Genomic DNA, 14,260 nt, shown 5'->3' on the forward strand with positions numbered 1-14,260 from the left:
AGATTAACCTACAGCGCCAATCTCGCTGGAAAGTAAGCTACTGATCTTCAGAATTAATTCATAAGCATGTTCAAGCTCATCAAAAATTTCTCTGTGTTCTTTGATGTATCCACCTGTTTTTGAGATATCGTAGCTCGCCTCCTCACCATATTGGGCATCGTCGTCATTATGAATATGAGCGGGGAAGATTTTACGCAGTTCTTCAACGATATCTGGAATGTTCAGGTGAAGGATTTGGTCAATCAAGTCATGAAGTGATATGTCCTGCCGTGATGAAAATCTTGGTACCTCCATCGCTTTCATATAGATGAAGTAAATCAGGGCGATACGAATGGTGTGTAATGCCAAAATGGTCTGATTAAGTTGCGGAGTGGCCTCGTCGATATTTGATGCCGATCTTAGCATGTCTTCGAGTAAAAGGCTGTCTCGTCTTAAATCCCTTAAAACCAGTCCCATATCACTGCCTGCGAAAATGTCTTCTAATAAACTGGAGAGGCGAAGCATTTTACTGCGTTTTTTGGATGGGGCTTCGGCTTCACAGCGATCCAGCCAATGGGCAGGGGAAAGGCCAATTAAGTAAGCAGCCAGAATATTGACGTCCGAGCGTTTTAAGGCTTCCAGGCTCATCCGCATGATTTGCCTCAGACGCGGCGACTGTTGAACGATTTCACTAAAACGTCGTGCATTCCGATTGGCGGCTGCACCAACACCGGTGATGGAATTGGCCATATATCCGAGTTGCTGAAGCACTGCATTGTTGGGAATGGCGCGGATCTGACCAATAGATTCCAGGCGATTACCAATCCCTTTCCGGCCCTGCCGCTTAACGGCCCTTGATCCTGTTGGGTATAGCATTGATTGACCGATGGAATCGATTAGCCTCAGGTATCCTGTTTCTTCTGTTAGGTGCTCTTGTGTCTCTGTCAACGTCAGGAAGAAATCAAGCGACCAATCGCTATTTTCGTACAGAAGGTCAGGTTCTGCATTGGGCGTTTTCAGGCGCGTTGTCAAAAGGTCTGTTACGACGGCGAGTGTAACGTCTTCGCTGATGAACCAAAGGTATCCGTCCCCACCCTGGAAGCTGACTTCGTGTTTATACGTGTTTTGGATGGCATTGAGCGTTCGCCGAACTTCGGGTGTGTGAGTGTATTCAAAGCGATCAATCATGCTTCTTGGGTGCGCGCCTCGGCCAATAGACTCGCCGTGTGTATCAAAAAACACAAGGTCTATGTCTGAAAGTCCTCTGGCTTTCCAAAGGCGGATAAGGCGCAACTTAAAGCGCTCGATGGCGAGGGATGCCGCCACTTGTCCAACATAACGTCCAGAATCAGAAAACCCTAATTGCACGCAAAAGCGACCTTGCTTTTGGATATATGATAAGAAATCAGGGTTATCGAGAAGTTCACTGATAACACGATCACCGCGCTGAAGGCCGATCCCTGTCTCGAAAAGAGGTGAAATTTCTACATAATCATCAACCCCGAAAAGTTTCGCATAATAAAGCGCTACCAATAGGGTGAATGGGGTATCAGATTCGGCCACAAGCATCCGCAATGACCCATTATCATCGAAATGTTTGCGAAACTGTTTTGCCAGCATAAAGACACGTTTGGCGGTTGTTTGTTCTTCGGCAAGCGTGCCGTAATGGATTGTCTCTTCGTTTACATTTTGCAAAAGATTGGCGACAGCATCCAAATAATGGCGCCTTGATGCGCTTCTGTCCGGAGCTTCCTGAAGGTTAATAAGGGGGCGTATGGCATTGTGGAGCTGCGCCGCGTTTAGCCTGAAATGAATATGCGAAAGGCCAAGCCCAATGGTCTCCCATTCAGCGCGGAATGTTGCAATTTCTAGTGCCAATGACTGGTCAATATCCGAAGCAATAAGTTCATTCAGGCAGTGCTGGATTTGAGCGCGTGCTTCATCTTTGTTGCTGCGCCTTTCCACAGCTTTACAGTTGAATGCAGCATAGTGATTATCGCTTTCCGCTTTTTTCAAGTTTTCCAAACCGTCAGCAAAACAGCCATTTAATGTGCTGATTGCTGAATTGATTTTATCACTTGTTTGTTTGCTTGAGCCAGTGGTTAGACGTTCATCAATTGAGGCCCAGAAGGCTTGGAGTTCTTCAAGCCCGAGAAGGGTGGTGTAATAACGGAAATATAAGCTTTGAGCCCAACCAATATCAGTCCGTCCATCAAGGTCAAAGCCAACCCAGCTTGCGACAGTTGCAATAGACGGGGTGATATTCTGCCATTCGTTTGGATAAAGTTCATGGGTAACTTTCATGAAGATTCGCCACACAGAACGTAAACTCAATCTAATGTTCCGAATGGCAGCGTTGGCATAGTGCAATTCATCTTCCAAAGACGGCGATGCTGTGGGAAGCAGGCAAAGGCCTTCGGGCTTTGCGCCCTGAGCACCCTTGTTTTTCTTTGTTAAGATCTCAGTTGCAAAAGCCCAGGCATCTTTAGAGAGTGAAAAGGTCGGGTGTGCGGTTATAACTATCCCCGCTAGCTGGGTTTTGGCCTTATTTTTAAATTCATTGGCGGATAGAATTTTTCCATTTTCATGCGCTAATGTCTTGAAAGCCATTTCCAACCGCGCGGCATTCATATCAGGGGACTGTTCGGAAACATATGTTTTCAGCTTATCGAGCCTGCGTTCAAGAATTTCTGATCCAGTTGTTTGTAGGATTGCCTCAAGGTCATTAAGTCCAGTATCAGAATCGCTGATTTTCTGGTTTAGTGCCCAGGCGGTGTTGAGGATTTCATCATAATGCTTTGTGCATCCACGCATATGAGTATGGCATGAGCTACTTTCGTCGGCGGTATCTGTAAGACGGTAGATAGAGTCGGTAGGTAACATAGTTGCGTGTCCTCAGTTGTCTTAGGGCGCTAATCAAGATTGAGCATGATTATAATGATAGCGCTGTCATATTCCAGACTATAATGAAAGCCATTTTATCTATACGCTTACCGGATATGGCTTATATGCGTTGATTTATCTATATTGTTAACCGCTACGAAGGAAAAAGAGGGAGTTCTGTAGTTTCTTTTATACATTCCATCGAAAAACATGCGCTAACATCCGATAGTTTGGCGACCTTGATTAATTTCTTATAGATCGCATCATATCCCTTGAGGTCTGTTGTCACAATACGCAGCAGATAATCAACTTCCCCGGTCATTCTATGAAACTCAAGCACCTCCGGCATGGCTTTGACACCTTCTGCGAATGCACGAAGCCACTCCTCGTCATGCTCAGCGGTGCGAATTAAAATAAATCCAGTTAAACCAATATTCAATTTTTCCTGATCAAGAAGAGCCACACGTTTCTTGATAATGCCGTCTTCTTCCATACGCTTTATTCTGCGCCAACAAGGGGTTTGCGAAGTGCCGGCACGTTCAGCGATTTCAGCGATCGAGCCAGATGCATCCTTTTGCAAGGTATTTAAAATTCTTAGATCAACATGGTCCATATATTTCTCATTTTCAAAAAATTGGGAATATTTATTCTTGCACATCAATAAAAATGAGTAAATTGAAACTTACTATTTCGGAAAGCAGAACTATACTATCTCTATATTAGGCGTAACAAATCAGGAGAGTATTTGTGTTGGTTAGACTGTTTACTGAACACCCAAAGTCAGTTGATGAAAGTTATTTTGAACACTTGCTCATGGCTTCGTCTTTTGGCCTGACGATGGTTTTTTATGGCCTATTGTGTTTTGTTCACGCTCTTCTGCCATTTCTATTTGAAAAGTCAGCGAGTAAAGCAATCGACCGCCTGTATGTGCGAATGGTAACGAACCGTAATCGAAAAAACGCTGCTAAGCATAGCCACCCAACGGCTGCTGCCGAATAAGCTGATGACTGATCATCAGCTACAACGTCAGGTATCCTCGATTTCCTTAATCAATTTTTGGGAAAGAGCTTTGGGTTGCCGAAAATATGCGGCAGGTATTATCCTCACACTCCTGTTGGCATTATGTGTTAAGCTGATTGCAGACATTACAAACGCACCCTCAATGTTGCTGGCTATGATTGTTGGTTTGTGCGGCCACTTTGTCTTTCGTTCAAATGCCTTTGTTGCTGGTGTCGAGGTTTCGGCCAAGCAGTTGTTGCGTCTGGGTGTCGCGTTACTGGGTGCGAAAATCGTTTTAGTTGATGTTATGGCGCTTGGCTGGCCTGTTATTCTTCTTGTGATAGCGGGTGTGATTTTCACTTTAGTCAGCGGTTTGTTCGTGGGTCGATTATTTGGCTTAAAATCTGATCATGCAATTTTGTCAGCTGGTTCTGTTGCCATTTGCGGTGCCTCGGCCGCACTCGCTGTTTCCTCGGTTTTAGGGCAAGACCGCGACAGTGAAAGGCGAACCACGATTACCATCATCGGGGTAACCACCTTAAGTACGATTGTGATGATACTATATCCTATTGTTACACGCTTAATGGGGTATGACGACCAAAATGCTGGCCTGTTTATTGGTGCAACTATTCATGATGTCGCCCAGGTTATGGGTGCTGGATACATGGTATCAGAAGAGGCAGGTCAAACGGCTGCAATTGTCAAATTAACCCGGGTTGTTTGTTTGGTGCCAGCGGTTTTTATTATCGGATATTTCTATTGCCGCAGTCAGCAAAATCATAGCGAGTGTACAGATGCTTTGGAGACGAAGGTTAAGCAGCCATTTTTGCCAGGGTTTCTAATCGCCTTTTTATGCCTGATGGCCTTCAATAGCGCAGGAGCACTTCCGCAATCTGTTACTTCTGGACTGGGCGAACTATCAGGGTTTTTGCTGCTGGTCGCGGTAACTGCATTGGGGCTAAAGACATCCTTTAAGGATATTATGTCGATCGGGATTAAGCCGGTCTTGGTGCTTAGTGTACAAACAATTCTTTTGGCGTTATTTGCCCTAGCGGGCATTAGCTTTCTACTTCCTTACTTCTCCTAAGCAGCAGTATAATTCAGCCATAAACCTTAGATAAGATTTTTGCATCATTTCCTCGCCAAAATTCCTCACTAACGTTATGAAGGTCTACATTATGTGAAAGGCCTCTGAATGCGTACAGTTTATATCGACGGTAGTTTTGTCCCAGAAAATGAAGCCACTGTTTCTATCTTCGACCGTAGTTTCTTATTCTCGCACGGTGTTTATGAAGTTACGTCGGTGATCAATGGTGGCCTGATTGACCACATGGGTCACATGAAACGCCTCAAACTTTCGCTTGAAGGGGCGCTGATACCATTTGAGGTTGATAGTGATCATATACTGCGCATCCAGAAACGCCTGATCGAAATGAACAATTTGGATGAAGGCCTCATATATTTGCAGATTTCAAGAGGGGCAGAAGATCGTGACTTTTTGCCAACTCCTTCCCTTCAACCCAGTATTGTTATGTTCACGCAGGAAAAAGCGCTTCTCGACCCGCCGCAAGCGCGTGACGGCATAAGGATCGTATCTGTTCCAGACATCCGTTGGCGCAGGCGGGATGTTAAGGCAGTTAGTTTGCTCGCTCCTGTTCTTGCAAAAGAAACGGCGCGGCAACATGGTGTTCAGGACGCCTGGATGATCGAAGATGGGTATGTAACAGAAGGCACCTCCAATAACGCCTATATCATCACAAGGGACAATGTGATCGTGACCCGTCACCTTAGTCACGATATTTTACACGGTATCACGCGTCAGGCAGTTTTGTCGGTCGCTCAATCCATGAATATGACAGTTGAGGAACGTCCGTTCACGATTGAAGAAGCATACAGTGCAAGGGAAGCTTTCATTTCAAGCGCATCTACCCTTGTCTGGCCTGTTGTAGAAATTGATGGAAAATCGATCATGGACGGTAAGGTTGGAGCAGTAACGCGTGAAATCCGGCGGCAGTATATCAAAGCCAGCTTAGAACGCCTAATGTAAGTCTTAGTTCTGTGGGTTTAATGTAAGTATTGGATTATCACAAAGTCTGCTACATTGTACCCAACTTTCATTTAATCATGTGAGGGGCTTTTATGACATATGAGACTATTTTTTCGATCATAAATATAGGCGTCTTGCCTGCATGGCTTATGCTTGTGTTCTTGCCATCTAGCCAATTAACCAAATCTGTCGTTCATAGTTTTCTTTATCCAGTCGTTTATGGCTTAATCTACACAGGTTTGATCGTGAACAGTTTGTTCTTCGGCGCTTCAGCGGAAGGTGCCGGATTTTCATCCATTGGTGGGGTGATGGCGCTTTTTGACCATCCTAATGGCACGCTGGCTGGGTGGTCACATTATCTGGTTTTTGATTTGTTTGTTGGCACATGGATTAGCCGTGATGCACTCGACCGTGGGATCAAGCATCTGTTTATCGTGCCGTGCCTGTTTTTCACCTTTATGTTTGGACCAATCGGTTTGCTCATCTATGTCGCAATTAGAGGTCTGCATACGCGGTCAGCGAATCAAGCTAACCTGTCTTAACAAGATAAAGGCTTATTTGAGTTTTAAATGCAAAAACTGGTTAAACTCGCTCGCTTGATAGTCTGAAAATGCTGCCCCGTTTTTGAAGCCATATTTTTTATATAGTCTTATTGCGGGGTCAAAAGCTGGGCCGCTGCCTGTCTCCAGTGATAATATTTTGTATTCACGTATTTTAGCGGTGTCGATGATATGCTCCAACAACCGTGCTGCAACGCCTTTTCGCAGTTGCGTTTTATGTGTTCGCATGGATTTAATTTCGCCGTGTGTAGGGGATAATTCCTTTAAGGCACCACACCCCAAAATTGTCTCGTTCTCCCAGGCGGTCCAAAAGCTGATTTCCTTGGTTTTTAGACCCGAGATATCGAGGGCGAAAACACTATCGATAGGCGAATTTTCCTGCATGCCCTTCATGTGGTCTTTTAACAGAGCCTGCACATCTGGATGGGAAAGGTCATCCAATACAATTTGCATGTTGGTCATTGTTCAGTAAAGGCATTTCTGACTGTCGTCAGAATAGGAGATAACAGGTAACCGAGCACAGGTTGACTGTCGGTTTCAATAATGGCCTGCACGGGGAAACCAGGTTGTAGCCTTGATGTTTCGCTGAGGCCCGCAAGGCTCTCACTATTAAAACTGATTTGAACGGAATAGTAGGAAAGGCCGGATTGTTCATCAAGAAGCGTATCGGGTGACACTCTGCGAACTGTTCCTTCAATGATCGGGGCATTACGGCCTTTAAAGGCTGCGATTGTCACTTTCGCTGGCAGACCGGGAACAATATTTGCTGCGTCACTTGCGGATAATCTTGCGTCAACAACCAGTTCAGACCCTTCCGGCACAAGGTCAAACAGTGCGTCACCAGGCTGTAAAACCTCGCCGCGCGCTTTCACTTGCATATTCATGACGATGCCATTTTTATCCGCCCTGATACTTGTTCTGTCTTTCTGATTTTGTGCGAGGTCAAGTGCACCAAAAATAGACTGCATTTCTACCTGTGTGTCTTGCATTTGCTGTGCTATCTCGCCGCGTGTGGTAGTGCGGAAATTTTGCAGTTCTACATTAGCGCTTTGGACACGGTTCTTTTGCTCAACCAATTGGCTTTGAAGGCTTAGTTCGTCTGCGAGCAACGCTTCTCGTTGGCGCCTTAATGCGAGGCTTCTTGTTTTTGGTGCTAATCCTTTTTGTAGCAGATCATTTACATCCGCAATTTCTTCTTCGATCAGTTTAAGTTGTGCAGTTGTCTTAGTGACCTGTTCGCCAAGGGAAGCGCTTATGTCTTCGAGGTCTTTGATGTTTGCTTTCAAGGTTGCTTCTTGCGTCCTGAACAGTTCCTGTCTGATTTTGAATTGGCTTGCTTCAAGTGAAAGAATTTCCCTTTGTGCCGTGGCGCTTACGCCCTGAGGTTTCAGCGCACTCAGATCCAGTTTTTCCTCTAGGTTCCATTCATTACGTAGGCGTTCCAGTCTGGCGTTGAGGGCAAAAATGCGGGTTTGGACATCGCGCAGTCTTGCTTCTGCTGGCTTGGGGTCAATCTCGACTAGGAGGTCACCAGCCTTCACGCGGGTACCATTTTTTACATGCACTTTCTTGATAATTCCGCCCTCGAGATGCTCAATCACATCTCTATCGCCGCTGACGATGACACGACCAGTGACAACGGCACCCGTCGAAAGTGGGGCAAATATAGACCATAAAATAAGGGCACCAAAGAATATGCATATAGTAATGATACCTTTTTGGGTCCAGTCAGAAACCATAGGTTCCCGGGTTTCAAGGACCAGATCCATTAAGGCAGTGTTTTCGCTCTGCTCTTCGGCTTTTGCGGGCGTACCATTCGCAACATGAGAGATATCGAGGGGATCAGTCATGATTACCCTCCTCTTGGCGTCCTTTTAGGGGATCTTGATCAGGGGACCTTGGTATTCGCATATTGGCGAGGCTTGCCCGTTTAGGTGCGCTTGCTGGCTTATCACTGTCAGGTTTGCTCTTTAATTTTTGCGGTACTTTTTTACGTGTAATATTAGTCGTGCCAACTTTGGGAAGGGTTGGAGTGTTCAATCGCCTTAAGACTTGCGATCGATTACCAAACTGACTGATTTTGCCGCGACTGATCATAGCGATTTTGTCGGCGCGCTTTATAAATTCCTGATGGTGTGAAACAATGATCACATTGGTGCCTCGTTGTTTCTCTTCTTCCATAACTTCCAAAAGCTTCGCTTCTGTTGCGGTATCCAGGTTAAGGTTAGGTTCGTCCATGATCAAAATTCTGGGCTCGCCGCAAAGTGCACGCGCGATGGCTAGACGCTGGATTTGACCGCCTGACAACGGATGGCCCATATCACCACCAATGCAGGTTTCGTACCCCATCGGCAATTGCATGATATCGTCGTGTGCGTTTATACGGCGCGCGGCTTCAACAACATCTTCGATAGGTATATCGCGAAAACGGGCTATGTTTTCTGCGATCGTTCCCGGCAGAAAATCAATCTGTTGCGGGACAAAACCAATCATGGGCCCTAATTCATCCCGCGAGAAATGGGAGACTTCATAATCACCGATATAGATGAACCCTTCGCTCGGTGAATGTGCACCTGCGATTAACTTGGCAAGTGTTGACTTGCCCGATGCGCTTGGGCCAATCAAACTTAGGACCTCACCGGGCTTAGCAGTAAGGTTTACATTCCGAATAAACGGCGCTTCCGTGTTTGGGAAAGTATAGCTCGTGTCTTCAAGGCGAATTTCAACTATGCCCTCGGGTTTTCGTGCGGAAACAGTTTGCTCAACAGAGTCAGGAAGGATAGTGCTGAGTTTATGATATGCCGCGCGCGCAGACATTGCTTGTTTCCATGCAGTAATAGCTTGCTCAACAGGCGCGAGCGCGCGTGACATAATTAACGATGCTCCAATTATAATGCCAGGGGTTTCTGCTCCATTGATAACCAGTAAACCGCCAGCAAATAGGACGGAAATTTGCAGGAGCATTCTGAAAAAGCGAAATCCGGCAAGGTTAATAGAAGCGCGACCAGCACTAATATATTGGCCTTGTAATGCTTTGATGTTGAGTTTTAACCATCGGCGCCTAAGAGGTTCCATCATGCCCATCGCCATAAGAGTTTCGCTAGATTTCTGAACAACTCGCATATAGTCACGCGAATCTTCTGTGTGACCATGGCCTTTTTCAAGATGTTTGCGGATCGAATGCTCGCTCATAAACGCAATGGCGAATAAAATAGCTGCGCCGATCGTGGCAATGATGCCAATGGGTACCGACAATAAAAATAGCACGATCAGATAAAAAATCATCCAGGGTATGTCGAAAATTGCTAAAATTGCGGGGCTCGACATAAAGGAACGTAGTCGCCAAAGCTCTTCTAGGCCGGTTGCATTGCCTATTTTGCCTTTATGATGGGCGAGGGCAACTTCTTCGAAAATGTGAACACCTAGTTTTGTTTCTAACCAACTTGCAGCACGGTTTAATACCTGACTACGGATTACGTCTAAAAGGGCCGCAACGGTGAGCGCAGAAATCGCTATAAGTGTAAGTAGATATAGGCTATTTTCATTGCCAGAGCTCAGGATTTTGTCCAGCATTGTCATCATGTAGATTGGAACAGTGAGCTGAAGTAAGTTTAAAATCAGCGAAAATATGGCAGCCCATTTTAGCGATTTTTTACAAGCTTTAGTGATCGTTACAAACGGAGACGTTTGTTCCGCAATCGCATCTTTGACAGCTTTCGATTCGAGAATATCTTTCATACAAAGAGTATCCTCTGGTGCTGAATATTAAATGATATGAATTGTGCCATCTATTTTGCCTGAAATGCGTGATTTATAATCGTTTTTTCATTTAAGATCAAATTGTATCGCTCTGAATACTGAGTTCATATGTGTTATTATGATACACATAAGTTTGGTTACGTTGATAAGTGTTGTAATAAGAGCATTGTTGGACAATACTTAATAAAAGGTTACTGATAAAATACTATTAATTCACTGACGTTAATCATTTATTTGTAGTATCTTGATTTTTTAGTGAGAGATAAGGGGTAGGCTCTCGATATGCGATTATTTGAAAAATATTTATTTAAACTATTTTTTGGTGCTGGATTGTTAGCGGCTTCAAGCTTGGAAGCGCGCGCGCAGCAGCAGGCGTCTGCCTTTCTGAATGCTCCTGCGACAGATCAGGGTTTAAAATTAAATTTTAATTCTAATGGTACATACAGCGATAACCTCTTGCGCTTCTCAGATATTGATATTGCAGAGCGGCCTGACCTTACGCCAGAAGATTATGTATTGGACCTTTCAGGTAATATTGCGTTTGGACGACGAATTGGTAGAAACCAGCTCAGTTTTGATAGCAGCGTAGGTTATCGGTTTCATGATAATAATACGCAGTTGGATACTGAACGTTTTTCAGGTCGCGGTCTTTTTGCCTGGCAATTGGGGGCGCGATGTTCTGGGTCGCTTGGTGGGCAGTGGTCCCGAGATAATGGTCAATTTGAGACACAGGCAGATATTCTTAACAATAACGCTCAAACGATATTAAGTGCAGGTGGGCAAGCGCAGTGTAGGATATTGGGTCCTTTGCAAATTGCGGGCAGTGCTGTTTTCGGTTCTTCTGATAATACAGATGCCACGCGAGAGATTAATAACCGCAACGATCAATTCTACAGTGGTAGCCTGCGCTATACATTTGGTCGGGGCTCCTATATTGGTGCATTGGTTAGTTCTTCAATTACCGACTTTACAGACCGTGACGAAATCGTCGGTGCTACGGACCGTTTTGAGCTGATCCAATACGCGGGTGAAGCAAACTTTGCCGTTGGTCGAAATATACTATTAAACGTTCAAGCGGGTATTACTGATATTCAGGATGCTGCAAATATCGAGAATGATTTTAATGGCTTTAGCGGCGCTGCGTCGCTTAGTGTGCCAATCGGGACAGCACATACAGTTAACTTGGCAGGTTCTAGGTCTGTAATCCCTTTACAAAGCGTGACCGCCACTTTCGCGCGGTCAACAGATTTAACCGCGGCTATTAGTTCATCTTGGTCGCCGAGGTTAAGCAGTCAGCTTACAGCAGGATATTTGCGACGACTTATCGAATCCGATCAAGCGTTGTTAGACGTTGATGCTATCCAGGAAGGATTTCCTGAGGGCTTCAATGACGAAGATTCAACCTATACATTCGAAGCAAGAATTAACTATGATTTGGGGCGATTGATCGGATTAAATTTATCTTATCGCTATTCAAAACGTACAGCGAATGTAGAAAGTTTCGAGTTTTCCAGTAACCGTATTATGTTGGGTCTAAGAGTTAATTTTAGGTAATAGTTATCTCAAAGAGCTTGATGTTGAGAATTCTTTAAGAGTGTTCTGTAATCTTATTACTCAGGAATTTTTGACAAGAATGAATAATAGCATCGGAAGTGGTATGAGTAAGTTTGTAAATTTGCTTTTTATAGTTTTGGCTGTGGTAATGCTTGATGAGAGAGTATTGATTGCTCAGACTGGCTCTGAAAACGATAATCAAGCGCAGATTGCACCGCAAGCTTATTTGATCGGCCCTAATGATGTAATCGGTATTTCTGTTTTCAGACAGCCGGATCTAAGTGTACAGTTGCGTGTCGCTTCTGACCAAAGTATCTTGATGCCAATTGTCGGTAAGGTCTTTGTAGGAGGTTTTTCTGAACAAGAGGCTGCCAAGATTGTAGAGAAAGCCCTGCAAGAGGGTGGCGTTGTGAAAAACCCCGCTGTTGCAGTCCAGGTTTCACAGTTTGCTAGTCAGCAAGTCTCCGTCTTGGGGTTTGTGGCGCGCCCGGGGAGTTACACGCTAGACAGGGCAACGAGACTATCAAGTATTTTGGCTCAGGCAGGAGGTGCGACCTCCTCTGCATCAAATGAATTATTATTTACAGACTATGACCCTAAGAGCGGTGCGGTAGAACGCTATGTTATCAATGTCGACGAATTATTAAGCGGAAATATATCTTCACAAGATAGGTACGTTGGTAATGGTGATGTAATATTTGTACCCGAAACAAAGTATTTTTATATCTATGGTGAAGTGCGGAATCCTGGCAGGTACCGCTTTCAGCAAGGTTTAACCTTGGAGCAAGGTCTTGCAATTGCTGGAGGTACAACTGAGCTTGGTTCGCGTAATGGCATAAAACGTAGGGAAGTTGAAAAAAACAAACCGAAGTTAAGAGGGGCGGATCTCTCGGAGGTTATTAAGGTTGGTGATGTCTTTTACATTCCGCAAAGATTATTTTAAGCAATTAACGAAAAATAAAATATGAAAGCTTTAGTGATACTACTATTAAGTATTTTGGCGAAAGGACGCTTCAAATGAGTTTGATGCAAGTTTTTGGAATTTTGAAAGCACGTTTTTACGTTATTCTTATAACGATTGCATTCGCGACTGTAACTGCATTTGCCGTTGTGTCCTTTCTCCCGAAGCAATATCGAGCGGTTTCTACTGTTTTGTTAGATAGTTCTACGCCTGACCCCGTGACAGGCTTGGTTATGTCCGCGGGATCAATGCGCACACATGTTCGGACGCAGATACGCCTTATTAAATCAGAGAGGGTGGCGCGAAAGGTTGTCCGCGATTTAGGGCTTACGCGATCCACCTTTTTCCTTAATGAATTTGCTCAAACTGATAAACGTCAGGAAGATTTGGAATATTGGATAAGTAGACGAATTATTGGTAATTTAGATGTTGCTAATGTTGGCGTAAGTGAAATTATTGCGATTAGTTACACGGGTACTTCACCTAATATTGCGGCTCAGCTTGCGAATGCTTTTGTTGATGCGTACATCAGCATTGATCTTGATTTACGTGTTGAGCCAGCTAAACGAAATTCACAGTGGTTTGCGAGTCAGCTTAATATCCTTCAACAAAATCTAAACAATGCACAACGTCGGTTGACTGATTTTCAGCAGGCCAGGGGCATTTTGGACGTTTCTGATGATGTAGATGCCGAAAATACGAAGTTGGTTGATTTAACTCAGCGTTATACTGCGTCATTATCTGATATTAGTGAAGCCAAGACATTATATGCTCAACTAGAAGCATTTGACGAAGCTGGTGGAAAAGGTGATGAACTTCCAGAGTTTTTAACCAATGGAAGATTACAGCAGTGGCGTGATGAGTATACGAAACTTGCAGGTGCTCTCGCAGAGCGTTCAGAACAATTAGGCGATAACCACCCAGAGATTTTAGCTATAAAAGCTCGTAAGGATGTAGCCCAAGCGCAGATTGTTGAAGAGATTAAAAAATTGAGATCGTCACTAGCTGCACGTGTACGTATTGCAGAAGAAAAGTCAGCTGTCTTGGAAGGCGAACTTAATCAGCAAAAGAGCAATATGTTGTCTCTTAGAAAAGATAAAGATCAACTAGACTTGCTACGCCGCGAAGTGGATATTAGGAAAGCTGAATATGATGACGCATTCCGGCGAGCTGGTACTCTTCGTTTGGAAGGTGACTTAGGACAAACTGGTGTCGTTGTAATGGAAGAGGCGATTCCGCCACTTGAACACGCTTTCCCACAAAAGACATTGTCTCTAGCTTTGGCTCTAGGGGCAGGAACTGTGCTTGGCGTCGCTTTATCATTCCTTCTTGAGATGATTGATCGTCGCGTCCGATCACATAAAGATTTAGAGCAAATTACAGGTAAGCCAGTTCTGACGGTTTTGGTTGCGGGCAAGTCATCGTCCTCTAGATGGCCTAAATTAATTTCTAGAAGAAAAAAGAAAGCTCCGAAGGCAATAAAAGAGTTACCTGCTGCAGCGGAATAGAGATATTATA

12 protein-coding genes are annotated in these 14,260 nt (G+C 44.5%); 7 read left to right on the plus strand and 5 right to left on the minus strand.

Features of this window, described 5'->3' with window-relative positions:
* Positions 1 to 3 precede the first annotated feature (3 nt).
* Entirely contained in the window at positions 4 to 2,862 is a 2,859-nt protein-coding gene (locus tag KFF44_RS02865) for a phosphoenolpyruvate carboxylase (protein ID WP_255937024.1), read from the minus strand.
* 154 nt (positions 2,863 to 3,016) lie between these two features.
* A complete protein-coding gene (locus tag KFF44_RS02870; RefSeq protein WP_255937025.1) occupies positions 3,017 to 3,475 on the minus strand; it encodes an Lrp/AsnC family transcriptional regulator in 459 nt (152 codons plus the stop codon).
* Positions 3,476 to 3,609: 134 nt separating this feature from the next.
* Between KFF44_RS02870 and KFF44_RS02875 the strand changes: the two genes are divergently transcribed.
* From KFF44_RS02875 to KFF44_RS02890, 4 genes are all read left to right on the plus strand, one after another.
* A complete protein-coding gene (locus tag KFF44_RS02875; RefSeq protein WP_255937026.1) occupies positions 3,610 to 3,861 on the plus strand; it encodes a DUF6356 family protein in 252 nt (83 codons plus the stop codon).
* Between the two features lie 4 nt (positions 3,862 to 3,865).
* Entirely contained in the window at positions 3,866 to 4,948 is a 1,083-nt protein-coding gene (locus tag KFF44_RS02880; protein WP_255937028.1) for a YeiH family protein, read from the plus strand.
* A gap of 108 nt (positions 4,949 to 5,056) precedes the next feature.
* Positions 5,057 to 5,908, plus strand: a complete 852-nt coding sequence (locus KFF44_RS02885; protein WP_255937030.1) for a D-amino-acid transaminase — start codon at positions 5,057 to 5,059, stop codon at positions 5,906 to 5,908.
* 92 nt (positions 5,909 to 6,000) lie between these two features.
* The gene (locus KFF44_RS02890; RefSeq protein ID WP_255937032.1) at positions 6,001 to 6,450 is read left to right on the plus strand and encodes an ABA4-like family protein; all 450 of its coding nucleotides are present in this window, start codon (positions 6,001 to 6,003) and stop codon (positions 6,448 to 6,450) included.
* A gap of 12 nt (positions 6,451 to 6,462) precedes the next feature.
* Here the strand turns inward: KFF44_RS02890 and KFF44_RS02895 are convergent, their stop codons facing one another.
* From KFF44_RS02895 to KFF44_RS02905, 3 genes are read right to left on the minus strand one after another with little or no spacing between them, the layout of a single operon-like run.
* A complete protein-coding gene (locus KFF44_RS02895; RefSeq protein ID WP_370691137.1) occupies positions 6,463 to 6,921 on the minus strand; it encodes a GNAT family N-acetyltransferase in 459 nt (152 codons plus the stop codon).
* A 5-nt stretch (positions 6,922 to 6,926) separates the two neighbouring features.
* Positions 6,927 to 8,318: an HlyD family type I secretion periplasmic adaptor subunit gene (locus tag KFF44_RS02900; RefSeq protein ID WP_255937035.1), complete on the minus strand. Its 1,392-nt coding sequence runs from the start codon at positions 8,316 to 8,318 to the stop codon at positions 6,927 to 6,929.
* Positions 8,311 to 10,206, minus strand: coding sequence for a type I secretion system permease/ATPase (locus KFF44_RS02905; RefSeq protein ID WP_255937036.1), 1,896 nt, complete (start codon positions 10,204 to 10,206; stop codon positions 8,311 to 8,313). Before KFF44_RS02905 ends, KFF44_RS02900 begins: the two co-directional genes overlap by 8 nt.
* 303 nt (positions 10,207 to 10,509) lie before the next feature.
* Between KFF44_RS02905 and KFF44_RS02910 the strand changes: the two genes are divergently transcribed.
* From KFF44_RS02910 to KFF44_RS02920, 3 genes are all read left to right on the plus strand, one after another.
* The gene (locus KFF44_RS02910; RefSeq protein ID WP_255937037.1) at positions 10,510 to 11,781 is read left to right on the plus strand and encodes an outer membrane beta-barrel protein; all 1,272 of its coding nucleotides are present in this window, start codon (positions 10,510 to 10,512) and stop codon (positions 11,779 to 11,781) included.
* A gap of 103 nt (positions 11,782 to 11,884) precedes the next feature.
* On the plus strand, positions 11,885 to 12,724 hold the full coding sequence (locus KFF44_RS02915; RefSeq protein ID WP_255937038.1) for an SLBB domain-containing protein: 840 nt from the start codon (positions 11,885 to 11,887) through the stop codon (positions 12,722 to 12,724).
* Between the two features lie 74 nt (positions 12,725 to 12,798).
* Positions 12,799 to 14,250: a Wzz/FepE/Etk N-terminal domain-containing protein gene (locus tag KFF44_RS02920; protein ID WP_255937040.1), complete on the plus strand. Its 1,452-nt coding sequence runs from the start codon at positions 12,799 to 12,801 to the stop codon at positions 14,248 to 14,250.
* The last annotated feature ends 10 nt before the right edge of the window (positions 14,251 to 14,260 follow it).

The organism is Kordiimonas sp. SCSIO 12610 (assembly GCF_024398015.1).
GTDB lineage: Bacteria > Pseudomonadota > Alphaproteobacteria > Sphingomonadales > Kordiimonadaceae > CANLMI01.